23 protein-coding genes and 1 riboswitch are annotated in these 21,250 nt (G+C 67.8%); of the genes, 15 read left to right on the top strand and 8 right to left on the bottom strand.

Going from position 1 to position 21,250, the window contains the following annotated elements; genetic code table 11:
* Nucleotides 1–64 precede the first annotated feature (64 nt).
* A riboswitch (ZMP/ZTP riboswitch) is annotated at nt 65–165 on the top strand.
* 137 nt (nt 166–302) lie between these two features.
* The 7 genes from glyA (at nt 303) to ACTJLD_RS18345 (ending at nt 5,094) form a co-directional block, all read left to right on the top strand.
* Nucleotides 303–1,550, top strand: a complete 1,248-nt coding sequence (gene glyA, locus ACTJLD_RS18375) for a serine hydroxymethyltransferase (RefSeq protein WP_021157166.1) — start codon at nt 303–305, stop codon at nt 1,548–1,550.
* Nucleotides 1,551–1,556: 6 nt separating this feature from the next.
* The gene (nrdR, locus tag ACTJLD_RS18370) at nt 1,557–2,036 is read left to right on the top strand and encodes a transcriptional regulator NrdR (RefSeq protein ID WP_006476792.1); all 480 of its coding nucleotides are present in this window, start codon (nt 1,557–1,559) and stop codon (nt 2,034–2,036) included.
* 153 nt (nt 2,037–2,189) lie between these two features.
* Nucleotides 2,190–2,753, top strand: a complete 564-nt coding sequence (locus tag ACTJLD_RS18365) for a GspH/FimT family pseudopilin (RefSeq protein WP_027788262.1) — start codon at nt 2,190–2,192, stop codon at nt 2,751–2,753.
* A 20-nt stretch (nt 2,754–2,773) separates the two neighbouring features.
* Entirely contained in the window at nt 2,774–3,163 is a 390-nt protein-coding gene (locus ACTJLD_RS18360) for a hypothetical protein (protein WP_440659403.1), read from the top strand.
* Complete coding sequence (locus tag ACTJLD_RS18355) at nt 3,153–3,986, top strand: PilW family protein (protein WP_440659402.1); 834 nt, start codon at nt 3,153–3,155, stop codon at nt 3,984–3,986. The genes ACTJLD_RS18360 and ACTJLD_RS18355 overlap by 11 nt, the downstream gene beginning before the upstream one ends.
* A 140-nt stretch (nt 3,987–4,126) precedes the next feature.
* Nucleotides 4,127–4,651 carry a hypothetical protein gene (locus ACTJLD_RS18350; RefSeq protein ID WP_440659401.1) on the top strand — a complete coding sequence of 175 codons (525 nt, stop codon included), beginning with the start codon at nt 4,127–4,129 and terminating at the stop codon, nt 4,649–4,651.
* Complete coding sequence (locus ACTJLD_RS18345) at nt 4,648–5,094, top strand: type IV pilin protein (protein WP_416360329.1); 447 nt, start codon at nt 4,648–4,650, stop codon at nt 5,092–5,094. Before ACTJLD_RS18350 ends, ACTJLD_RS18345 begins: the two co-directional genes overlap by 4 nt.
* Before the next feature lie 54 nt (nt 5,095–5,148).
* Here the strand turns inward: ACTJLD_RS18345 and ACTJLD_RS18340 are convergent, their stop codons facing one another.
* The 3 genes from ACTJLD_RS18340 to ACTJLD_RS18330 all read right to left on the bottom strand — a co-directional run bounded on the left by ACTJLD_RS18340 (nt 5,149) and on the right by ACTJLD_RS18330 (nt 6,451).
* A complete protein-coding gene (locus ACTJLD_RS18340; protein WP_059698903.1) occupies nt 5,149–5,592 on the bottom strand; it encodes a DUF3318 domain-containing protein in 444 nt (147 codons plus the stop codon).
* A gap of 43 nt (nt 5,593–5,635) precedes the next feature.
* Complete coding sequence (locus ACTJLD_RS18335) at nt 5,636–6,025, bottom strand: phage holin family protein (protein WP_021157159.1); 390 nt, start codon at nt 6,023–6,025, stop codon at nt 5,636–5,638.
* A gap of 123 nt (nt 6,026–6,148) precedes the next feature.
* Nucleotides 6,149–6,451, bottom strand: a complete 303-nt coding sequence (locus ACTJLD_RS18330) for a DUF883 family protein (RefSeq protein ID WP_006494044.1) — start codon at nt 6,449–6,451, stop codon at nt 6,149–6,151.
* A gap of 318 nt (nt 6,452–6,769) precedes the next feature.
* Here ACTJLD_RS18330 and ACTJLD_RS18325 point away from each other — a divergent pair, with 318 nt between their 5' ends.
* Nucleotides 6,770–7,408 (top strand): peroxiredoxin, encoded by a 639-nt coding sequence (locus ACTJLD_RS18325; RefSeq protein ID WP_021157158.1) that lies wholly within the window; start codon nt 6,770–6,772, stop codon nt 7,406–7,408.
* A gap of 149 nt (nt 7,409–7,557) precedes the next feature.
* On the opposite strand, the gene ACTJLD_RS18320 is transcribed toward ACTJLD_RS18325, so the two are convergent.
* Entirely contained in the window at nt 7,558–8,745 is a 1,188-nt protein-coding gene (locus ACTJLD_RS18320; RefSeq protein WP_440659400.1) for an acyl-CoA dehydrogenase, read from the bottom strand.
* A gap of 164 nt (nt 8,746–8,909) precedes the next feature.
* On the opposite strand from ACTJLD_RS18320, the gene ACTJLD_RS18315 reads away from it, so the two are divergent.
* Together ACTJLD_RS18315 and ACTJLD_RS18310 are read left to right on the top strand one after the other, a co-directional pair.
* Complete coding sequence (locus ACTJLD_RS18315) at nt 8,910–9,701, top strand: IclR family transcriptional regulator (RefSeq protein ID WP_027788256.1); 792 nt, start codon at nt 8,910–8,912, stop codon at nt 9,699–9,701.
* A 155-nt stretch (nt 9,702–9,856) separates the two neighbouring features.
* Complete coding sequence (locus ACTJLD_RS18310) at nt 9,857–10,267, top strand: GFA family protein (protein WP_027788255.1); 411 nt, start codon at nt 9,857–9,859, stop codon at nt 10,265–10,267.
* A gap of 145 nt (nt 10,268–10,412) precedes the next feature.
* Here the strand turns inward: ACTJLD_RS18310 and ACTJLD_RS18305 are convergent, their stop codons facing one another.
* A complete protein-coding gene (locus ACTJLD_RS18305) occupies nt 10,413–11,216 on the bottom strand; it encodes an EAL domain-containing protein (protein WP_027788254.1) in 804 nt (267 codons plus the stop codon).
* Between the two features lie 373 nt (nt 11,217–11,589).
* On the opposite strand from ACTJLD_RS18305, the gene ACTJLD_RS18300 reads away from it, so the two are divergent.
* From ACTJLD_RS18300 to fahA, 5 genes are read left to right on the top strand one after another with little or no spacing between them, the layout of a single operon-like run.
* Entirely contained in the window at nt 11,590–13,242 is a 1,653-nt protein-coding gene (locus tag ACTJLD_RS18300) for an FAD-dependent oxidoreductase (RefSeq protein WP_175853369.1), read from the top strand.
* A gap of 28 nt (nt 13,243–13,270) precedes the next feature.
* Nucleotides 13,271–13,501, top strand: a complete 231-nt coding sequence (locus ACTJLD_RS18295; RefSeq protein WP_021157152.1) for a DUF2783 domain-containing protein — start codon at nt 13,271–13,273, stop codon at nt 13,499–13,501.
* Nucleotides 13,498–14,859 carry an MFS transporter gene (locus tag ACTJLD_RS18290; RefSeq protein ID WP_060084026.1) on the top strand — a complete coding sequence of 454 codons (1,362 nt, stop codon included), beginning with the start codon at nt 13,498–13,500 and terminating at the stop codon, nt 14,857–14,859. Before ACTJLD_RS18295 ends, ACTJLD_RS18290 begins: the two co-directional genes overlap by 4 nt.
* 15 nt (nt 14,860–14,874) lie before the next feature.
* Entirely contained in the window at nt 14,875–16,209 is a 1,335-nt protein-coding gene (hmgA, locus tag ACTJLD_RS18285; protein ID WP_059698909.1) for a homogentisate 1,2-dioxygenase, read from the top strand.
* Nucleotides 16,206–17,510: a fumarylacetoacetase gene (fahA, locus tag ACTJLD_RS18280; RefSeq protein WP_334047045.1), complete on the top strand. Its 1,305-nt coding sequence runs from the start codon at nt 16,206–16,208 to the stop codon at nt 17,508–17,510. The genes hmgA and fahA overlap by 4 nt, the downstream gene beginning before the upstream one ends.
* A gap of 168 nt (nt 17,511–17,678) precedes the next feature.
* Here the strand turns inward: fahA and ACTJLD_RS18275 are convergent, their stop codons facing one another.
* From ACTJLD_RS18275 to bluB, 3 genes are all read right to left on the bottom strand, one after another.
* Nucleotides 17,679–18,839 (bottom strand): MFS transporter, encoded by a 1,161-nt coding sequence (locus tag ACTJLD_RS18275; protein ID WP_021157148.1) that lies wholly within the window; start codon nt 18,837–18,839, stop codon nt 17,679–17,681.
* Between the two features lie 103 nt (nt 18,840–18,942).
* Complete coding sequence (locus tag ACTJLD_RS18270) at nt 18,943–20,112, bottom strand: MFS transporter (protein ID WP_176113603.1); 1,170 nt, start codon at nt 20,110–20,112, stop codon at nt 18,943–18,945.
* 240 nt (nt 20,113–20,352) lie between these two features.
* On the bottom strand, nt 20,353–21,111 hold the full coding sequence (gene bluB, locus ACTJLD_RS18265; RefSeq protein WP_124839547.1) for a 5,6-dimethylbenzimidazole synthase: 759 nt from the start codon (nt 21,109–21,111) through the stop codon (nt 20,353–20,355).
* Nucleotides 21,112–21,250 lie beyond the last annotated feature (139 nt).

Raw genomic sequence — 21,250 nt, 5'->3', positions numbered from 1 at the left:
TTGCTCCGGGCGCACCGCCGTGCGGTTGCCTATTCATGACGCATCCAATACACTAACGCGCTCATCACCCCTGCGTGACTGGCGATAGAACCCTTCGGGTTCAAGGTGGAGCATCCCACCGTGAAGCGCGGGGCGCCGTTTTTGCCGTTCGCCTGGGCAGCCGTTGTGCGCCGTCGCGTGCATCGCCGGTGGCTGTCCTGCCTCGCGTCATACGGATTCCTCCGCCACGTCGAGCTGGTCCCGCCAGCAGCGCACCGTACTCGGCCACTTCGGTCAACCTGTACACACTTAACGGAAACCGTATGTTTGACAGAGCCCAAAGCACCATCGCGAACGTCGATCCCGAAATCTTTGCTGCGATCGAGCAGGAAAACCGCCGCCAGGAAGATCACATCGAGCTGATCGCGTCGGAAAACTACACGAGCCCGGCGGTGATGGCCGCGCAGGGTTCGCAGCTCACGAACAAGTACGCGGAAGGCTATCCGGGCAAGCGTTACTACGGCGGCTGCGAATACGTGGACGTGGTCGAGCAGCTGGCGATCGATCGCGTGAAGCAGCTGTTCGGCGCGGAAGCGGCGAACGTGCAGCCGAACTCGGGTTCGCAGGCGAACCAGGGCGTGTTCTTCGCGATGCTCAAGCCGGGCGACACGATCATGGGCATGAGCCTCGCGCACGGCGGCCACCTGACGCACGGTTCGCCGGTGAACATGTCGGGCAAGTGGTTCAACGTGGTGAGCTACGGCCTGAACGAGAACGAAGACATCGACTACGAAGCGGCCGAGAAGCTTGCGCAGGAACACAAGCCGAAGCTGATCGTCGCGGGCGCGTCGGCATTCTCGCTGAAGATCGATTTCGAGCGTCTGGCTAAGATCGCGAAGTCGGTCGGTGCGTACCTGATGGTCGACATGGCGCACTACGCCGGCCTGATCGCGGCAGGCGTGTACCCGAACCCGGTGCCGCACGCGGACTTCGTGACGACGACGACGCACAAGAGCCTGCGCGGCCCGCGCGGCGGCGTGATCCTGATGAAGGCGGAGTACGAGAAGCCGATCAATTCGGCGATCTTCCCGGGGATCCAGGGCGGCCCGCTGATGCACGTGATCGCGGGCAAGGCGGTGGCGTTCAAGGAAGCCCTGTCGCCGGAATTCAAGGCGTACCAGGAGAAGGTGGTCGAGAACGCACGCGTGCTGGCTGAAACGCTGGTGAAGCGCGGCCTTCGCATCGTGTCGGGCCGCACGGAAAGCCACGTGATGCTGGTCGACCTGCGCGCGAAGAACATCACGGGCAAGGCAGCGGAAGCCGCGCTCGGCGCCGCGCACATCACGGTCAACAAGAACGCGATCCCGAACGATCCGGAAAAGCCGTTCGTGACGAGCGGCGTGCGCCTGGGCTCGCCGGCGATGACGACGCGCGGGTTCGGTCCGGCGGAAGCGGAACAGGTGGGCAACCTGATCGCTGACGTGCTGGACAACCCGGAAGATGCAGCGACGATCGAGCGCGTGCGCGCGCAGGTCGCCGAGCTGACCAAGCGTTTCCCGGTCTATCGCTGATCGACGATGCGCTGCCCGTTCTGCCGGCATGACGACACGCAGGTCGTGGACTCGCGCGTGTCCGAAGATGGCGCCGCGATCCGGCGGCGCCGTCGCTGCTCGGCTTGCGACAAGCGCTTCACGACGTACGAGCGGGTCGAGTTGTCCCTGCCGTTCGTCGTGAAGAAGGACGGCAGCCGCACGGAATTCGACCGTCGCAAGATCGTCGCCAGCATGCAACTCGCGCTGCGCAAGCGGCCGGTTGCTGCCGACGCGATCGACGCGGCGGTCGCCCGCATCGAGTATCAACTGCTCGCGACAGGCGAGCGCGAAGTGCGTAGCGAGAAGCTCGGCGAACTCGTGATGAACGAGTTGCGCGGCCTCGATACGATCGCTTATGTCCGCTTCGCATCGGTGTATCGCCGGTTCGAGGACGTTTCCGAATTTGCCGACGTGATCGAAGAGTTCCGTCGCGCCTCTCCCGCCAAGACTCCGCGTAAGCGCTGACGCGCTGCGTCCGTTCATCGTCTTCTCCGTTGGATCAGTTCGCGCCGATTGTGTCGGTCGCGATCGCATGCCGCCAGTCGGCCGTTCGGCAAATGGCGCGCGTCCGCACGCGTCGCTACAGTCGTCGCATCACCTTGGCGAAGGACGGCTGCGATGGGACTGCACGCTTTACCCCTGAAAAATGTGTTGCGCCGCTCGGGCGGGTTCACGCTTGTCGAGCTGATGGTCGCGCTCTCGCTGGCGGCCGGGCTCGCGCTCCATGCGGCGCCCGCGTTCGATCAGTGGCGCATGCGTGAACGTGTGGATGCACGCTCGCGCGCGCTGCTCGGCGCGCTGTCGTTTGCACGTACCGAGGCGATGCGCCTCGGCGTGCGTGTCACGCTGTGCAGGGCCGGGAGCGGCGGCGCCTGTTTGCGTGCGGGTGAACGGTGCGATCCGGCCGAATGGTCGTGCGACTGGATCGTCAGCGGGCAGGTCGACGGGCAGTCACGCGTGCTGAGGCGCTATCCGCGCGATGCCGAAGTGGCTGTCGCGGGTGCGGCGCACGATCTCGCGTTTGCGCCGCCGGTCGGTCAGGCAATCGGTGGTATCCGGCGGTTCGAATTGAGTCCACGACGCGACGTATCGGAGGCTGACGCCACACGTGCGTCGCGTTGCGTGCGGATTGCGGCAGGCGGCCGGGCGCGGGTTGTCGCCGGCCGTTGCGACGCGGCGTGAGTGTCATGATGCGCAACGCAATGCGCGGCACGTCGTTGCTCGAAGCGATGCTGGCCGTCGCGCTCCTCGCGGCCGTAATGCTGGCTGTGGCGGGCAGCCAGCTTGCGATGACGCGTGCGCAGCGCGCGACGATCTGGCGTGAACGCGCGCTGTGGCTGGCTGATGCGCGTATCGAGCGCTTGCACGTAGCCGCGCAGGCTGACGATGGCCTCGCGGCGCGGGCAGCGGCGTCGCTACCCGGCGGCGCGATGATGCGTGGCGATGGGCCGGGTGGCGCCAGCTACGCGGTTGTCGGCTGGCGCGGCGGTCATTCGGCTACCGGGCCGCGATGCGATGCGACGGGCAGGCCGACGCAGCCGTCGTCTTGCGTCCGGATTCCGTATCGGGAGACTGACGCCGATGAACGCTGATCGCCGCATGCGTGCGCATACGCTGCTTGAAGTATTGATTGCGATGACCGTCGGTCTGCTCGTGCTCGCGGCGGCCGTTGCGCTGCTCCACGCGCAGCGCATCGCCCAGCGGCGTGCGGACGACGGGTTCCGGATGCGCGACGCGGCCGGCACCGCACTGATGCTGATCGGCCAGCAGATCCAGATGGCAGGATTCCGGCCGCTCGATGCAGGGGGCGTGTCGTCGTTGCCGCCGGTGTTCGGTTGTTCGATGGCGCGTGTGAGGGGACGTGGCGCGCAAGTACGGTGCGAGCCCGTGCGCGCTGCATCGGATGCGCTGCTGATCCGGTATGTCGGCGACGCCGTGTCGACGTGGCCCACCGTTAGCGGCCAGGTGCCGGATTGCCTCGGGCAGGGTATCGGCGGGGCCGGTGAACGTGCGCCGGTGGAGAACCGCTTCGATGTGCACGTTAGTCCGTCGACGGGCGAGCCCGAACTGTATTGCGAAGGAAACGGCCGTCCGGGCACGCCACAGCCGGTCGTGTCGGGAATCGATCAGTTGCGGGTGCGCTATCTTCGTCGCGACGGCACGCAGTTCGTCGATGCCGATGCCATGCGCGTCGACGACTGGCACGAGGTCGTGGCCGTGCATGTCTGCGTGCGGGCGCGCGGTGAACCGTCGGGCGAGCCGGCGCGGCACGTCGACTGCGATGGCCGCACCGTCGTTGCACAAGACGGCCGCGCGCGCATGACGCTCGATCGCATCGTCGCATTGAGGAATGTCGCGGGCGCATTTGACGATACGCCGCGCGATGCAACGGAGGACCGCGAGGTGCTGCGATGAACGGAGCGGGGCGGCACGTGCCGCAGCGGTCGGGATGCGTCGCGGCAGGCAACCCGCACGAGCGTGTCGCGACAAGTGGCGAAGACCCGCGGCGGGCTGCGGGTGCGGAGGCCCTGGCGTCGAGACGGCGAGCGTTGCACATGCGCTTGCGGTCAACCATCCGCTATCGGCGTCGCGAAGCGGGCCTTGCATTGCCTGCGGTGATCGCGGTCGGCGCGGCGGTTGCGGCGCTGACAGGCACGTGGTTCGAAGCTGCACTGATGGAATCGCGCCGCACGCGCGCGTTGTCCGATCGGCTGGTCGCATTTCACGCGGCCGATGCCGCGCTTGCCGCGTGCACCGCGCGATTGCGCCGGGGCTCGGCGCCCTACGTAAGCGAAGGCGAGTCGCACGCGGAGCCCGACGCGTGGCGGCGCACGCCGGCGCTGGCGGCGGCCGAAGCGTTCGAGCCGTTCGCAGGATGGCCGACGGTCGTGCAACCGCCGCGATGCCTGATCGAAGCGTGGCGTGGGGCCGGGCCGGCCGATGCCCGTGCGTACGTGGTCACCGCGCGGGGTGTCGGTGCGCATGCATCGAGCGCCGTCTGGCTGCAGCATCAGGTCGCGATCCGCGACGGACACATCGTCGCCTTGCGCTGGCGTCACGTCGCGACGGTGCTTCGATGAGCGGTCGCCCATCCATGCAACGCTCGGCGGGATTCACGCTGATCGAGCTGATGATCGTGCTCGCGATCGTCGCGGTGCTGGCCGGATGGGGCATCCCGTCGTATCGCGAGCATGTGGCGCGCGCTCATCGCGCATCGGCAGTCGCCGCGCTGTACCGGGCGGCCCAATATCTCGAAACACTGGAGGGGGTGCCGCCTTCGGCGTTGCCCGCGGCACTCGCGCAAGCGCCGCCGGACGGGCGCGTGGTCTATCGTCTGGCGCTCCGGTGGCCGGACGGCGACGATTCGCCCGTGAGCTATGAGCTGGAAGCCATTCCGCTCGACACCGGCCCGATGCACGGCGATGCATGCGGCGCATTCACGCTGCGCTCGGACGGGACGAAGGGCAATGTCCGAAGTGATGCCGTCGACGAACAGGTCGCCGCGTGCTGGGGTGTGCGTTGAGTTCGAATGAAAGGCGCGCCACGGCGGATGGCCGTGCGCGCAGGATGGCGACGATCAGTCGTCGTGCGCGTCGAGCCCGCGCTCGTTGCGGGACGCCTTCCAGATCCGGTAGACCTCCCATGCAGCGAAACCGAGGGTGCCCCACTTCAGCGCGGGCCCCGCGCTCGCGCGCAGCAGCGAGCGAACGGGTTTGGCGAGCACGAGCGATGCGAGCGAACTCAGCATCGGATACTGGTTGACGAGCTGGCCGAGGCTCGCGTTCAGGTTCTTGGCGGACTGGCTGAACTTGTTGCTGGACAGGCCGGGGATGAACACCTTGAGCCAGCTGAAGCGCGTGACGGCCTGGCGCATTTCGCCGGCGGCTTCCGCGAGTTCGAGCCGCTCGACTTCGGATCGCAGGATCAGCAGTTCCTTGCGGAGCGCGCGATGCTGCGACGCGCTCCAGTTCGATCGCGACGAATGGGAGCGGGGGGAATTGCCCGTGACGTTCTGGCTCATGGCGCGTCGGCGAAGTAGGTGGGAGGGGTGAGCGCGACTGCGTTCACGGCTTGCCGCGGAACAGTTCGCGGTCTTTCTCGAGTTCGGCGAGCGTCGCCTCGAATACGGTCGGCGCGTCGCGCAGGCCCGAACGGGCTTTCAGTGCGCACGCGATCCCGCCTGCGGCATAGAGCGCGGTGATCGCCGCGAGCGACTGCCAGCGGTAGGTATCCCAGAACGCGATCGCGACGAGTACGGTCAGGCTGATGAGTGCCATCGTCGCGAGCATCATCGCGGCGAGCCCGAGGAACAGCACGCCCATCAGGCGCTCCTTCTCCTCGGCAAGCTCGATGCCCACCAGTTCGAGGCGTGTTTGCAAAAGCCCGATCGCGGAGCCGACGAGGCGGCGCAGCGGTCCTTGGCCGGACGGCTGCGAGGTGGTGTCTGTCGTCATGGGTGAGGTGCGTGCGCGTGCAGTGTGCAGCTAGGACAAAGCCGGCCGGCGGAAACCGCCGGCTGGCTTCGACGCCCGCAGGCCGCGTGAAGCGGCCCGCGGGACGGAACGACGCAGGGCGCGTTACTTGCGGTTGATCAGCAGGCCGATCAGCACGCCGACGCCGGCGGCGACGCCGATCGACGTCCACGGATGCTCGTGCACGTAATCGTCGGTCGCGCGTGCGGCCTTCTTGCCTTTCTCGACCACGACGACCTGGACGTCGGCTGCCTTTTCCTTGGCCTGCTTCAGGCGCGACATGGCTTTCTCGCGCAGCTCGGCCGCACGGTCGCCCGTGCTGCTCGCAGCTTGCTTGAGCAGGTCTTCGGCGTCCGAGAGAACGGTTTTGATATCCGACATCAGTTTCTCCTTGTTGATTTCCGACATTGCAACTCCCTTCATGCTGTCATGCTGCAGGTTCACATCGTAGCGAAACGCCTGCCTGCTGGCGAGCCGGGAAGACACACGACGGCAGCGCAAGACCGCATGGTAAACGACTTGTAATGATCAACAGAGCGGCAAACGGGGTGAAAAGTTTCCCGCAGGGCTGCCCGCGCTGCACCGACACCGGGCAAAAATGACAAAAAAGTATGAATATCAAACGGAATAATCGTTCGCATGCCCCATTGCTTCCCGTAAGCTGACACACTTTCCCGCGCCGACCCGGGCGCGGTTTCAACCAGCATCGTTCGAGGAGGGAACATCATGAGTCTGCGTCTTGGCGACATCGCACCGGATTTCGAGCAGGAATCGAGCCTGGGCCCGATCAAGTTTCACGAGTGGCTGGGTGACGGCTGGGGTGTCCTGTTCTCCCATCCGGCCGACTACACGCCGGTATGCACGACCGAACTCGGGCTGACCTCGAAGCTGAAGGGCGAATTCGAGAAGCGCAACGTGAAGGTGATCGCGCTGTCGGTCGACGGTGTCGAATCGCACAAGGGCTGGATCAACGACATCAACGAAACGCAGTCGACGGTCGTCGGCTTCCCGATCATCGCCGATGCGGACCGCAAGGTTTCGCAGCTGTACGACATGATCCACCCGAACGCGAACGAAACGCTGACGGTGCGTTCGCTGTTCGTGATCGACCCGAACAAGAAGGTGCGGCTCATCATCACGTATCCGGCCAGCACGGGGCGCAACTTCGACGAAGTGCTGCGCGTGATCGACTCGCTGCAACTGACCGACAACTACAAGGTCGCGACGCCCGGCAACTGGAAGGATGGCGACGACGTCGTGATCGTGCCGTCGCTGCAGGATCCGGAAGAGCTGAAGAAGCGCTTCCCGAAGGGCTTCAAAGCAGTGCGTCCGTATCTGCGCCTCACGCCGCAGCCGAACAAGTAAGCATCTGCGGCACGTGAACGCGTACCGGGCCGCCAGCCCGGAGCGCGGATCCGATGAAAAACGGCCCGCCCGGCAGTGATGCCGGGCGGGCCGTGTCGTTTATGCGTGCGCGGCGCGGCATGGCTGCCGGGCGCGCCGTAGCCGTACGATCAGAAGAACGCCTGGATGCCCGTCTGCGCACGGCCGAGGATCAGCGCGTGGATGTCGTGCGTGCCTTCGTACGTGTTGACCACTTCGAGGTTCACGAGGTGGCGCGCGACGCCGAATTCGTCGGAGATGCCGTTGCCGCCGAGCATGTCGCGCGCGAGCCGGGCGATGTCGAGCGCCTTGCCGCACGAGTTGCGCTTCATGATCGACGTGATTTCGACGGCCGCCGTGCCTTCGTCCTTCATCCGGCCGAGGCGCAGCACGCCTTGCAGGCCGAGCGTGATTTCGGTCTGCATGTCCGCGAGCTTCTTCTGGATCAGCTGGTTCGCGGCGAGCGGCCGGCCGAACTGCTGGCGGTCGAGCACGTACTGGCGCGCGGTGTGCCAGCACGATTCGGCGGCGCCCAGCGCGCCCCACGCGATCCCGTAGCGGGCCGAGTTCAGGCACGTGAACGGGCCGCGCAGGCCGCTCACGTTCGGCATCAGGTTCTCTTCCGGCACGAACACCTCGTCGAGGACGATCTCGCCGGTGATCGATGCGCGCAGCCCGACCTTGCCGTGGATCGCGGGCGCCGACAGGCCCTTCCAGCCCTTCTCGAGAATGAAGCCGCGAATCGCGTCCTTGCCGTTCTCCTCGAGCTTCGCCCACACGACGAACACGTCGGCGATCGGCGAGTTCGTGATCCACATCTTCGCGCCGGACAGCGAATAGCCGCCGGGCACCTTCGTCGCGCGGGTGACCATGCTGCCCGGGTCGGAGCCATGGTTCGGCTCGGTCAGCCCGAAGCAGCCGATCCATTCACCGGTCGCGAGTTTCGGCAGGTATTTCTGCTTCTGCGCGTCGGAGCCGAATTCGTAAATCGGCACCATCACGAGCGACGACTGGACGGACATCATCGACCGGTAGCCCGAATCGACGCGTTCGACTTCACGCGCGATCAGTCCGTAGCTCACGTAATTGAGGCCGGGGCCGCCGTATTCCTCGGGAATCGTCGGGCCGAGCAGGCCGACTTCGCCCATCTCGCGGAAGATTTCGGCGTCGGTGCGCTCATGGCGGAACGCCTCGGTGACGCGCGGGGCGAGCTTGTCCTGCGCATACGCCTGCGCCGCGTCGCGCACCATCCGCTCTTCTTCGGTCAGTTGCTGGTCGAGCAGCAGCGGATCGTCCCAATGAAAAGTTGCAGCACTCATCGTCTCATCTCCTGTCGGGCAGAGTTGGCGCTTCAGCGCTTACTCTGGCCCCATGCTTAGCGGTCGGTCCGGTCTTCCAGCCGGGCCCCATGCCAAAAGTTCGCTTGACTGATGTTCCGCTGTGCGGAACAATGTTTTGCAAATCGAACCCAGTGTAGCACCAGATGACACTTTCAACCATCGACGAAACCACGATTGACGAGCGCAAGTTCGTCGTCGCGCTCGCGCGCGGGCTCGACCTGCTGCGCGCATTCCGGCCCGGCGAGACGATGCTCGGCAACCGCGACTTCGCGGAGCGCACCGGACTGCCGAAGGCGACCGTGAACCGGCTCGCCTATACGCTGACCGTGCTCGGCTACCTGCGCTACGACGAGACGCTCGGAAAGTATGCGCTCGACGCCGGCGTGCTGTCGCTCGGCTACGCGCTGCTGTCCGGCTCGGGGACGCTCGACCTCGCGCGGCCGCACATGCAGGCGCTCGCGCGCGACATCGGCGCGGCCGTGTCGCTCGGCTGCCGCGACGGGCTCGACATGATCTATCTGGAGACGATCCGCAGCGAGACCGCGCTGACGCTCGGGCTCGCGCCCGGCTCGCGGCTGTCGATGCTGACGAGCTCGATGGGGCGCGCGTACCTGGCCGTGCAGCCGGAGGACGTGCGCCGCGCGCTCTATGCGGAGCTGCACCGCGCGGCCGGCGGCGCGGCCGACGCCGATGCGCTCGTCGCCGCCGCGCAGCACGCGGTGGCCGAGTTCTCGGCGGGCGGTTGCTGTTATTCGTTCCGGGCGTGGCACATGGACGTCAACGCGGCGGCCGTGCCGTTTCGCGAGCCGCGCGAGGGGCGCTGGCTGATCCTGAGCTGCAGCGGCCCCGCATCGTCGATGGACGAGGAGGTGTTTCGCACGCAGGTCGGGCCGAAGCTGAAGGCGCTCGCGCAGCGGCTCGGGCAGACGGCCTGAGAAACGCGGCGCGCGTTGCCCTCGCACCGCAACCGCGTCGCCGCCGGTGAAGGTGAGGGGGATGGTGACGGCGGGCGGCGGCTGCCGCCGTCTCTTGTGCCGCGCTCGAACCGCGCTCATCATCGTTCGCCAGCTTCCCGACGACGAGGTCTGCGATGTCTCACCCGGAATCCATGGAAGGCGGATGCGCGTGCGGCGCAATCCGCTACCGTATCGCCCAAGTCCCGACCGACGCTGGCTTCTGCCACTGCCGGCTCTGCCAGCGCACGACCGGTGCGGCGGTCGTCGCATCGGCATCGGTGCCGATCGACGCGTTCGAATACCTGCAGGGCGAACCGACCGTCTACGCGTCGAGCGCGTGGGGCGAGCGGCGCTTCTGCGGCCGTTGCGGCGCGCAGCTCGAATACCGGCTGATCGACGCACCGAAAACGGTCGAGATCAATTACGCCACGCTCGATGAGCCGTCGCGGCTACGTCCGGCGTGGCACGTCTGGTATGGGGATCGTTTCCCGGGCATCGAGATCGACGACGATCTGCCCAAGTACGACGATGGCGGAAGCGCGTAGGCGGTAACCGTCTGCACCGACGGGCAGGCGTCGAGCCGCGGGTCGCGCCGGGTCACCCGATCGCTTCATCCTTCTTCAAGCGGCGCCACACCCTCGCCGCGCATCCGGCGCGCCGCTCCCCGCGTGCGCCGGCTACCTCATCCGTTCAGGCCGTCACGACCTTCGCGAACACCGGCCCCTGCATGAACCGCACGTCGTGCTGGCGCAGCAGTTCGCACTGCGTTTCGTCGACGACGCCGTCGAAGATCAGCGGAATCCGCACGCGCTGCGCATACGCGACGAGCGCCTTGACCATCCCGTCGCGCAACGCGATGCCCGCATCCATCTTGATGTAGTCGGGGCGCGCCATGTCCGATTCGACCGCGAGGATGCGGCCCGGGTCGGGCAGCTTGTCCGCCACCTTGAAGCCGTGATGCTGGTAGCTGCGTGTCAGGTAGCCGAGGAAGGTCTTGTGCGCGACCGCGACCGCCGGCAGCTCGATCACGATCCGCTCGGTCGGCAGCCCGAAGCGCTGCAGCACCGACGAGAAATGCTTGCCGTGGTCGTACTTCACGCTCTTCAGCAGGCGTTCGTGCACGCGCAGGAACAACAGCCCGTGGCGCTGGGCGCCGAAGAAATTGATCGCGTGCAGCGCGCGCGACAGGCGGTCGATCGCCACGAGCGTCTGGTCGTCGACGGCCGAGTCGACCGGATCGTGCGGCGCGCCCGTGACGACCGTCACGGCCTGGAAGCCGAGCTCGTCGCCATAGCGCTCGATGGCGTCGGCGAACGACGTCGATTGCGGTGCGCCCGGCATCGTCACGTCGTAGATCGGTTCGTAGGCGCTGCCGAGCGTGCGCTCGGGCAGGTTCGCGCTTGCGGTGCCGCCATCGGCGAGCGCGAGGTGATCCCGCAGATACGGCAGTTGCCCGGCACGGGCGACCAGCTCGGGAATGGTGGGCGGAATCATCGGCGTAAGAAGGAAAAACGGCGGCCGAACGGGCCGCCTCGTAGCTTGATATTAGCAGTGCCGGCCAAGGTCGGCTCGGCGTTTCACTTATATGGTTATCCCGTCTCCGAGCCTTCGCCTAGGGTTTACGTTGATTTCACTATTCGTAATTGGTTTTACTATTCGTAAATCCAGAATTTGTTGCCGATCAAGAAATGCGGCAGGCGGGCGCCGTGAAACGGCGCCGTTCGCGAATCAACAGGAAGCAAGGAGCGAGACGTGGCGGTTGACAGGAATGGCACGCGGGACGGCGGCGCGGCGCGCCGGCAGGCGACGGGCGGGATGACGGGCGAGCCGGCGCCCGCCCGGCAGGGTTGAGGGGCGGACGGCGACCATGAGCATCGATTACCAGACGCTGAAGTTCGAATACCGTCCGCGTGCGCAGGACGCAACCGTTCACCCGGTGATCGTCGTCGGCGCGGGCCCGGTGGGTCTCGCGGCGGCGATCGACCTCGCGCAGCAGGGCGTGCCCGTTGTGCTGCTCGACGACGACGACACGCTGTCCACCGGCTCGCGCGCGATCTGCTTCGCGAAGCGCACGCTCGAGATCTTCGACCGGCTCGGCTGCGGCGAGCGCTTCGTCGACAAGGGCGTCAGCTGGCACGTCGGCAAGGTGTTCCTGCAGGACGAGCAGCTGTACGCATTCGACCTGCTGCCCGAGGAAGGGCATGCGCGCCCCGCGTTCATCAATCTGCAGCAGTACTACGTCGAAGGTTATCTGGCCGACCGCGCGTTCGAGCTGCCGAACATCGATATCCGCTGGAAGCACAAGGTGACGGGCATCGAGCAGGCGGCCGAACACGCGGTGCTGACGATCGAGACGCCGGAAGGCACCGCGACGCTGCGCGCGCAGTACGTGATCGCGGCCGACGGCTCGCGCAGCCCGATGCGCACGATGATGGGCCTCGAAAGCCGCGGCCGCACGTTCAAGGACCGCTTCCTGATCGCCGACGTGAAGATGAAGGCGGAGTTTCCGACCGAGCGCTGGTTCTGGTTCGACCCGCCGTTCCACCCCAATCAGTCGGTGCTGCTGCATCGCCAGCCCGACAACGTGTGGCGCATCGACTTCCAGCTCGGCTGGGATGCCGATCCGGTCGCCGAGAAGCAGCCGGAGCGCGTGATCCCGCGCGTGCGCGCGCTGCTCGGGCCGGACGTCGAGTTCGAGCTCGAATGGGTGAGCGTCTATACGTTCCGCTGCCAGCGGATGGATACGTTCCGCCACGGCCGCGTGCTGTTCGCGGGCGACTCCGCGCACGGCGTGTCGCCGTTCGGCGCGCGCGGCGCGAACAGCGGCGTGCAGGACGCCGACAACCTCGCCTGGAAGCTGAAGCTCGTGCTCGACGGCCGTTCGGCCGACAGCCTGCTCGATACGTATGCGAGCGAGCGCGAGTTCGCGGCCGACGAGAACATCCGCAACTCGACGCGCTCGACGGACTTCATCACGCCGAAAAGCCCGGTGTCGCGCGTATTCCGCGACGCGACGCTGAAGCTCGCGCGCGACTGCGAGTTCGCGCGCAAGCTCGTGAACAGCGGCCGCCTGTCGGTGCCGGCGGTGCTGGCCGATTCGCCGCTGAACACGCCGGACCGCAATGGCGACGCATTCGCGGGCGCGATGCGCCCGGGCGCGGCGGCAGCCGATGCGCCGGTGCGTGTGCAGGGCGCGTCGGGCTGGCTGCTGCAGCATCTGGGCAGCGGCTTCACCGGCGTGCTGTTCGGGCTGCCGGGCGATGCGGGCGCGCTCGCGCAGGCGCTCGACGGCCTCGCGCTGCCGGTGCGGCCCGTGCTCGTCGTGCCGGCCGGGCACGCGCAGCCGGTCGCGGGTGTCGACGTCGTGGAGGACGTCGACGGTTTCGCCGCGCAACGCTACGACGCGAAGCCCGGCACGTTCTACCTGCTGCGCCCCGACCAGCATGTCTGCGCCCGCATGCGCACGCTCGAGCGTCAGGCGCTTGCCGACGCACTGGCGCGCGCGACCTGCGCACGCTGAATACGATAAAGACACCGGAGACTCCGTCATGCCCTCACTCGACACCCGCCCGCGCCTGGCCGACCCGGACGCGTTCTACGAAGCGCTGATCGACATGCATCGCGACCTGTCCGACGCCGACAGCCAACTCGTCAACGCGAAGCTGATCCTGCTGCTCGCGAACCAGATCGGCGATGCCGACGTGCTGCGCGAAGCGATGGCGCTCGCGCGCCAGGGCGTGACGCCGCCCGTGCATCCGGCCGCCGAGGTCGCGCAATGAGCGCGGCGCCGGCCGACGCACGCGTGCTCGAAGTCGAGCACGTGATCGATGAAACCCATCGCCCGGGCTTTCACTGGATGCTGCTCGTGCTGTGCGGGCTGTGCCTCGTGATCGACGGGTTCGATGCGCAGGCGATGGGCTACGTCGCCCCGAGCGTGATTGCCGAATGGGGCGTGCCGAAACAGGCGCTCGGGCCGGTGTTCAGCGCAAGCCTGTTCGGGATGCTGCTCGGCGCGCTCGGGCTGTCGGTGCTGGCCGACCGGATCGGGCGGCGCCCGGTGCTGATCGGCTCGACGCTGTTCTTCGCGGTGACGATGCTCGCGACGCCGTTCGCGGGTTCGATCCCGGTGCTGATGGCGCTGCGTTTCGTCACGGGCCTCGGCCTTGGTTGCATCATGCCGAACGCGATGGCGCTGGTCGGCGAGTTCAGCCCGGCCGCGCATCGCGTGAAGCGGATGATGATCGTGTCGTGCGGCTTCACGCTCGGCGCGGCGCTCGGCGGCTTCATCAGCGCCGCGCTGATTCCGGCGCTCGGCTGGCGCTCGGTGTTCTTCGTCGGCGGCGCGGTGCCGCTCGTGCTCACGATCGCGATGGTCGCGCGGCTGCCCGAATCGCTGCAGTTTCTGGTGCTGAAAGGGCGCGTCGCGCAGGCGCGCGACTGGCTCGCGGGTTTCGCGCCGCAGGCCGGCATCGATGCGCACACGCGGCTCGTCGTGCGCGAGCGGGCCGCGACCGGCGCGCCGGTCGCCGAGCTGTTCAGCCATGGCCGCCTGCCGGTCACGCTGCTGCTGTGGGCGATCAGCTTCATGAACCTGATCGACCTGTATTTCCTGTCGAACTGGCTGCCGACGGTGATGCGCGATGCCGGTTATTCGCCGGGTACGGCCGTGATCGTCGGCACGGTGCTGCAGACCGGCGGCGTGATCGGCACGCTGTCGCTCGGCTGGTTCATCGAACGCTACGGCTTCGTGCGCGTGCTGTTCGCCTGCTTTGCATGTGCCGCGGTGTCGGTCGGGCTGATCGGCTCGGTTGCGCATGCGCTGCCGTGGCTGCTGGTGGTCGTGTTCGCGGGCGGGTTCTGCGTGGTCGGCGGGCAGCCGGCCGTGAATGCGCTCGCGGGCCAGTATTACCCGACGTCGCTGCGCTCGACGGGCATCGGCTGGAGCCTCGGCATCGGCCGGATCGGCTCGGTGCTCGGGCCGCTCGTCGGCGGGCAACTGATTGCGCTCAACTGGTCGAACGGCGCGCTGTTCCACGCGGCCGCGGTGCCCGTGCTGTGCTCGGCGCTGTTCGTCCTCGGGCTTGCGGGCGTAACGCGGCGCAACGGCGTGCAGGCGCCGACCGCCGCCACGAATTGAGGGAGAAAGGAAACGATGACGCTTGACCTGTCGAAACCGGCAAACGCCGGCTACCTGAGCGGTTTCGCGAACGAATTCGCGACCGAGGCACTGCCCGGCGCGCTGCCGCACGGCCGCAACTCGCCGCAGCGCGCGCCGTACGGGCTGTATGCGGAGCAGTTGTCGGGCACCGCGTTTACCGCGCCGCGTGGCCACAACCGCCGCTCGTGGCTGTACCGCATTCGCCCGGCGGCCGTGCATCGGCCGTTCGAGCCGTACGCGGGCCCGCAGCGGCTCGTGTCGGAATTCGGCGACTCGGCCGACGTGCCGCCAACGCCGCCGAACCAGCTGCGCTGGGACCCGCTGCCGATGCCGGTCGAGCCGACCGATTTCGTCGAAGGGCTGGTGACGATGGCCGGCAACGGGTCGGCCGCCGCGATGAACGGTTGCGCGATCCACCTGTACGCGGCGAACCGCTCGATGCAGGACCGCTTTTTCTACAGCGCGGACGGCGAACTGCTGATCGTGCCGCAGCAGGGGCGCCTGTTCATCGCGACGGAATTCGGCCGGCTCGACGTCGAGCCGTTCGAGATCGCGGTGATCCCGCGCGGCGTGCGTTTCTCCGTCGCGCTGCCGGACGGCAATGCGCGCGGCTACATCTGCGAAAACTTCGGCGCGCTGCTGCGTCTGCCGGACCTCGGCCCGATCGGCTCGAACGGTCTCGCGAACCCGCGCGACTTCCTGACGCCGCAGGCCGCTTACGAAGACCGCGAAGGCGCGTTCGAGCTGATCGCGAAGCTGAACGGCCGGCTGTGGCGCGCGGACATCGGCCATTCGCCGCTCGACGTCGTTGCATGGCACGGCAACTACGCGCCGTACAAATACGACTTGCGCCTGTTCAACACGATCGGCTCGATCAGCTACGACCATCCCGATCCGTCGATCTTCCTGGTGCTGCAGTCGCAGAGCGACACGCCGGGCGTCGACACGATCGACTTCGTGATCTTCCCGCCGCGCTGGCTCGCGGCCGAGGATACGTTCCGCCCGCCCTGGTTCCACCGCAACGTCGCGAGCGAGTTCATGGGGCTCGTGCACGGCGCGTATGACGCGAAGGCCGAAGGCTTCGTGCCGGGCGGCGCGAGCCTGCACAACTGCATGTCGGGCCACGGGCCCGACGCGGACACGTTCGAGAAGGCGTCCGCGAGCGATACGAGCAAGCCGCACAAGGTCGACGCGACGATGGCGTTCATGTTCGAAACCCGCACGCTGATCCGGCCGACGCGCTACGCGCTCGACACGGCGCAGCTGCAGGCCGACTACTTCGAATGCTGGCAAGGCATCAGGAAACACTTCAACCCGGAGCAAAGATGAGCGATACCCAAGACTGGCGCGCGACGCTCGACCCGGCCCGCAAGAGCTGGGTCGAGACGGCGAACGATCCCGCCTGCGATTTCCCGATCCAGAACCTGCCGTTCGGGATCTTCAGCGATGCGAAGCAGACGGCGCGCCGCGCCGGCGTCGCGCTCGGCGACCGGATCGTCGATCTCGCCGCGCTCGCACGCGCGGGCCTCGTGACGCTGCCGGCCGGCGCCGACGTGTTCGCCGCGCCGACGCTCAATCCGTTCATCGCGCTCGGCCGCGACGCATGGCGCAGCGTGCGCGTGCAGCTGTCGGACCTGTTCTCGCGCGACAACCCGCGGCTGCGTGACGATGCGGCGCTGTGCGCGCAGGTGCTCGTCGCGCAGCGCGACGCGACGCTGCATTTGCCGGTCGAGATTCCCGGCTACACCGATTTCTATTCGTCGAAGGAGCATGCGACCAACGTCGGTTCGATGTTCCGCGATCCGAAGAACGCGCTGCTGCCGAACTGGTCGGAGATGCCGATCGGCTACAACGGCCGTGCGTCGTCGGTGGTCGTGAGCGGCACGCCGGTGCGGCGCCCGAACGGGCAACTGAAGCTGCCCGACCAGGAGCGTCCGGTGTTCGGCGCGTGCCGCAAGCTCGACATCGAACTGGAGACGGGCTTCATCGTCGGCCGCGGCAATGCGCTCGGCGAGCCGATCGCATGCGAGGACGCGGAAGCACATATCTTCGGGATGGTGCTGCTGAACGACTGGAGCGCGCGCGACATCCAGCAGTGGGAATACGTGCCGCTCGGCCCGTTCAACGCGAAGACCTTCGCGACGACGATCTCGCCGTGGATCGTCACGCTCGATGCGCTCGAACCGTTCCGCGTCGCGCAGCCCGAGCAGTCGCCGCAGCCGCTCGCGTATCTGCGGCATGCGGGCAAGCATGCGTTCGACATCGCGCTCGAAGTGACGCTGCGCGCGGAAGGGGCGGCGGAGGCGACGTCGATCTGCCGCACGAATTTCAGGCACATGTACTGGACGATGGCGCAGCAGCTCGCGCATCACACGGTGGCCGGCTGCAACACGCGCGTGGGCGACCTGATGGGTTCGGGCACGATCAGCGGGCCGACGAAGGATTCGTTCGGCAGCCTGCTCGAGCTGACGTGGAACGGCAAGGAGCCGGTTGCGCTGAACGGCGGCGGCAGTCGCGCGTTCATCGAGGACGGCGACGAGCTCACGCTCGCCGGATGGTGCCAGGGCGACGGCTATCGCGTCGGCTTCGGCACGTGTGCCGGCAAGATCCTGCCCGCGCGGAGCGCGTGACGGGGCGCGGCGCGACACGCAACAAGTCGTCCGGAAGGACAGGGCGGCCCGCATTGCGCGGGCCGTTTTCGTTTGGCAGGCCGCGGGCGGCGCGTGTGCGTCCGTGTGGGGCGCCGAGTACGAGCGTCAATGTTTGCGTTTGCGACAGCGATATCGACAGCGCCGATATCAGACCGCGCGCTGCAACGCGGCGCGGCGCTCCCACAGCGCGGCCGCGACGAACGCGGCAACACAGACGACCAGCACGCCGACCAGCGCGTTGCTGCCCAGTTGCTCCATCAACGCGCCGGCGACCAGCGGGCCGCCGAAGCTCGCGGCGCTCCACGACGCCGACACGAGCGAACTCGCGGTGACGAGCGCCGCGCCGCGGAAGCGTTCGCCGCACGCGACGAGCGACAGCGTGTAGATGCTGCCGGCCGCCGCGCCGAGCACGAACAGCAGCGGCCAGCACAGCCACGGGTTCGCGATGACGAGCGGCAGCAGCGGCAGGCCGGCCAGCACGATCCAGCCCGCACCGAGGTGCACGCGTTCGCGGCCGAGCTTGTCCGCGAGCCAGCCGATCGGGAACTGCATCGCGGTATCGCCGAACAGCATGATCGACGCGAGCAGCACGGCCGTTGCGCTTGCGACGCCGTGATCCATCGCGTAGAGCGGCAGCAGCGACAGCGCGAGCGTATCGAACAGGGCGAAGAACCCGGTGCCGATGATCAGCGCGGGCATGCGCGGCAGCACGTCGAGCCAGCGGCCGTGCGCTTCGTGATGCGCGTCGTCGCCGGCGAGCGGCGCGCGCCGGATCGTCGCGAGCGTCGGCAGCGCGAGCAGGAACAGCGCGCCGCACAGCGCGAAGCGGATGCTCGTCGCACCGGCGATCTGGCTCACGAGCACGGGGCCCGCCATCTGGAACAGCGTGAAATTGGTCGCATAGATCGCGACGACGCGGCCGCGCGTCGAATCGTCGGCGAGCTGGTTGACCCACGCCTCGCCGATCGTGAACAGCAGCATCAGCGCGGCGCCGCACAGCACGCGCAGCGCACCCCACAGGATCAGGTTCGACGTGAACTGCATCAGCGCCGTGGCTGCCGCGAGCAGCACGACCGATACGACGATCGCGCGGCGCGAGCCGATGTGGCGTGCGAGCGCGGTGACAAACGGGACGATCGCGAGGCCGCCGAGGGCCTGCGCGGCGGTCAGCATGCCGACGACGTTGGTGCCGTGCCCGGCCTCGGTCAGCGCGAGCGCGGTGAGCGGCAGCGTGGCGCCGGTGCCGAGGCCGACGACCGCGACGCTCAGGATCAGCGCGAGGAAATCGCGATTGAGAATGGCTTTCATCGGCCGGGATGCTACACCGCGGACCTTGAAAGGTCCATGAAGGCCATCAGGTTCGGATGGTGTTGCTGGCGTTGCGCGCGCAACGAATGCGCGCGGGGCGGCGTTACACGTATTCGGTCGGCACGGTCACCGGGCGGCGTTCGAGCGACGCCGACCACAGCGTGAGCGCCAGCGCGGCGACGGCCATCGCGACGCCGACCCACGGCAGGCTCACGAGCGACACGCCGGAGCCGATCGCCATCCCGCCGAGCCACGCGCCGGTTGCGTTGCCGAGGTTGAACGCGCCCTGGTTCAGCGTCGATGCGAGGTTCGGCGCATCGCTTGCGCGGTCGACGATCAGGATCTGCAGCGGCGGCACGATCGCGAACGCGAGGATGCCCCACACGAAGATCGTCGCGAGCGCGGCGAGCGGCAGGTGCATCGTGCCCGCGAACAGCGCGAGAACCACGCCGATCAGCGCGAGCGTCGCGATCAGCGACGGCATCCGGCGCCAGTCGGCGAGCTTGCCGCCGAGCGTGCCGCCCACCGTCAGCCCGAGGCCGAACAGCAGCAGCACGTAGGTGACCTGGCGGGGGGAGAAGCCCGTCACGTCCTCGAGGATCGGCGTGATGTACGTGAACACGCTGAACAGGCTTGCCGACGCGAGCACGCTGATGCCGAGCACCATCAGCACCTGCGGGTGCTTCAGCACGCTGAATTCGCGCGTGATGCTGGTGTCGGGCATCGCGAGGTTCCTCGGCAGGCACACCGCGAGCGCGGCGGCCGCGGCGATGCCGATGCCGGTGACGGCCCAGAACGTCGCGCGCCAGCCGAATGCCTGGCCCAGCGCGGTGCCGAGCGGCACGCCGAGCACGTTCGCGAGCGTGAGGCCGGTGAACATCAGGGCGATCGCCTGTGCGCGGCGGTTCGGCGCGACGAGGTTGCTCGCGACCACCGAGCCGATCCCGAAGAACGCGCCGTGGCAGAACGCGGTGACGACGCGCGCGGCCATCAGCACCGCGTAGCCCGGTGCGATCGCGCAGAACAGGTTGCCCGCGATGAACAATCCGATCAGGCCCATCAGCGCGCGCTTGCGCGGCATCTTCGCGGTGACGATCGCGAGGATCGGCGCACCGATCGTCACGCCGAGCGCGTAACCCGACACGAGCATCCCGGCGGCCGGGATCGACACGCCGAGATCGCGCGCGACATTGGGCAGCAGCCCCATGATCACGAATTCGGTGGTACCGATTCCAAATGCGGCGACGGCGAGGGCGAAAAGAGGTAAGGGCATCGCGGTGGGCTCGGGAAAAGCCGCCGCTCGGGCTGGCGCAGGATGCGCGGGACGGGCGGGCGGGAAGGCGAACGACAGCCGCGATTCTACTTCAGTGAAAACCCCTATGCTTGGGGCCAAAACGGATGTTGCCGGCGTGCGACGAGGCTGCGCGCGCGAAGCTCACAGTGTGGGATTCAACAGGGCTTGCCGCGGTGAATGGGCGGCGGTGCTGGCACGATGCCGGCGACCGCGTACACGTCAGGCGATGCGTTCGGGGGAGCCGTCGACGCTCGTGGTCGATGCGCCCGGTGTGCTTGCCGAGTCGGGGGCCGCTGTCGCGTCCGCGCGCGACGAAGGCGCGCCGGCGGCATCGATCGGGGCCGGATCGTCCCAGCCGTTTTCGAACAGGCACGCTTCGATCGGCATCCGTGCGGCCCAACGCTCCTGCTCGAGCATCGGCTTCGCATAGAACGCGTCGACGTGCCCGACGCACAGCACGGCGATCGGCTTCGCGCCGTCGGGCATGCGCAGCAGCGCGCGCAGCGCGTCGACGTCGAACAGCGAAACCCAGCCCATTCCGAGCCCTTCGGCGCGGGCCGCGAGCCACATGTTCTGGATCGCGCACGCGGCGGACGCGAGATCCATTTCCGGCAGCGTGCGGCGGCCGAACACGTGACGCTCGCGGCCGTCGGCGAGCGCGACGACCAGCAACTCGCCGCATTCGCGCACGCCTTCGACTTTCAGCCGCATGAATTCGTCCTGGCGCTCGCCGAGTGCGTCGGCGGTCGCGCGGCGCTCGGCCTCGACCAGCGCGTGGATCGCGGTGCGCAGCGCGGGATCGGTGATGCGGATGAAGCGCCACGGCTGCATGAAGCCGACGCTCGGCGCGTGATGCGCCGCGCGCAGCAGGCGCGCGAGCACGGCGGGATCGACGGGCGCCGGCGTGAAGTGGCGCATGTCGCGCCGTTCGAAAATGGCGCGGTAGACGGCGGCGATGTCGGAGTCGTCGAAACGCATGAGCGGGAGGGGCGGGATAACGTCGGCGCAACGATAGCAGACGGCGCACCGGAATCGTTACATCAGTCGAAACAAAGCGCGAAATTGTTGATGAAACGCGCTTCGTTTGCGGCGACGGCCACAAGCAAACGATTGCGGT

The organism is Burkholderia sp. 22088, assembly GCF_052045915.1.
GTDB lineage: Bacteria > Pseudomonadota > Gammaproteobacteria > Burkholderiales > Burkholderiaceae > Burkholderia > Burkholderia cepacia.
Note: the sequence above shows the minus strand (reverse complement) of the source record. Positions and strands in the feature narration are given on the sequence as shown.

Excerpts from the sequence above, each read along its gene's own strand:
- glyA (WP_021157166.1), top strand. The coding sequence starts at position 303 with ATGTTTGACAGAGCCCAAAGCACCATCGCGAACGTCGATCCCGAAATC.
- nrdR (WP_006476792.1), top strand. The coding sequence starts at position 1,557 with ATGCGCTGCCCGTTCTGCCGGCATGACGACACGCAGGTCGTGGACTCG.
- ACTJLD_RS18365 (WP_027788262.1), top strand. The coding sequence starts at position 2,190 with ATGGGACTGCACGCTTTACCCCTGAAAAATGTGTTGCGCCGCTCGGGC.
- ACTJLD_RS18360 (WP_440659403.1), top strand. The coding sequence starts at position 2,774 with ATGCGCGGCACGTCGTTGCTCGAAGCGATGCTGGCCGTCGCGCTCCTC.
- ACTJLD_RS18355 (WP_440659402.1), top strand. The coding sequence starts at position 3,153 with ATGAACGCTGATCGCCGCATGCGTGCGCATACGCTGCTTGAAGTATTG.
- ACTJLD_RS18350 (WP_440659401.1), top strand. The coding sequence starts at position 4,127 with ATGCGCTTGCGGTCAACCATCCGCTATCGGCGTCGCGAAGCGGGCCTT.
- ACTJLD_RS18345 (WP_416360329.1), top strand. The coding sequence starts at position 4,648 with ATGAGCGGTCGCCCATCCATGCAACGCTCGGCGGGATTCACGCTGATC.
- ACTJLD_RS18340 (WP_059698903.1), bottom strand. The coding sequence starts at position 5,592 with ATGAGCCAGAACGTCACGGGCAATTCCCCCCGCTCCCATTCGTCGCGA.
- ACTJLD_RS18335 (WP_021157159.1), bottom strand. The coding sequence starts at position 6,025 with ATGACGACAGACACCACCTCGCAGCCGTCCGGCCAAGGACCGCTGCGC.
- ACTJLD_RS18330 (WP_006494044.1), bottom strand. The coding sequence starts at position 6,451 with ATGTCGGAAATCAACAAGGAGAAACTGATGTCGGATATCAAAACCGTT.
- ACTJLD_RS18325 (WP_021157158.1), top strand. The coding sequence starts at position 6,770 with ATGAGTCTGCGTCTTGGCGACATCGCACCGGATTTCGAGCAGGAATCG.
- ACTJLD_RS18320 (WP_440659400.1), bottom strand. The coding sequence starts at position 8,745 with ATGAGTGCTGCAACTTTTCATTGGGACGATCCGCTGCTGCTCGACCAG.
- ACTJLD_RS18315 (WP_027788256.1), top strand. The coding sequence starts at position 8,910 with ATGACACTTTCAACCATCGACGAAACCACGATTGACGAGCGCAAGTTC.
- ACTJLD_RS18310 (WP_027788255.1), top strand. The coding sequence starts at position 9,857 with ATGTCTCACCCGGAATCCATGGAAGGCGGATGCGCGTGCGGCGCAATC.
- ACTJLD_RS18305 (WP_027788254.1), bottom strand. The coding sequence starts at position 11,216 with ATGATTCCGCCCACCATTCCCGAGCTGGTCGCCCGTGCCGGGCAACTG.
- ACTJLD_RS18300 (WP_175853369.1), top strand. The coding sequence starts at position 11,590 with ATGAGCATCGATTACCAGACGCTGAAGTTCGAATACCGTCCGCGTGCG.
- ACTJLD_RS18295 (WP_021157152.1), top strand. The coding sequence starts at position 13,271 with ATGCCCTCACTCGACACCCGCCCGCGCCTGGCCGACCCGGACGCGTTC.
- ACTJLD_RS18290 (WP_060084026.1), top strand. The coding sequence starts at position 13,498 with ATGAGCGCGGCGCCGGCCGACGCACGCGTGCTCGAAGTCGAGCACGTG.
- hmgA (WP_059698909.1), top strand. The coding sequence starts at position 14,875 with ATGACGCTTGACCTGTCGAAACCGGCAAACGCCGGCTACCTGAGCGGT.
- fahA (WP_334047045.1), top strand. The coding sequence starts at position 16,206 with ATGAGCGATACCCAAGACTGGCGCGCGACGCTCGACCCGGCCCGCAAG.
- ACTJLD_RS18275 (WP_021157148.1), bottom strand. The coding sequence starts at position 18,839 with ATGAAAGCCATTCTCAATCGCGATTTCCTCGCGCTGATCCTGAGCGTC.
- ACTJLD_RS18270 (WP_176113603.1), bottom strand. The coding sequence starts at position 20,112 with ATGCCCTTACCTCTTTTCGCCCTCGCCGTCGCCGCATTTGGAATCGGT.
- bluB (WP_124839547.1), bottom strand. The coding sequence starts at position 21,111 with ATGCGTTTCGACGACTCCGACATCGCCGCCGTCTACCGCGCCATTTTC.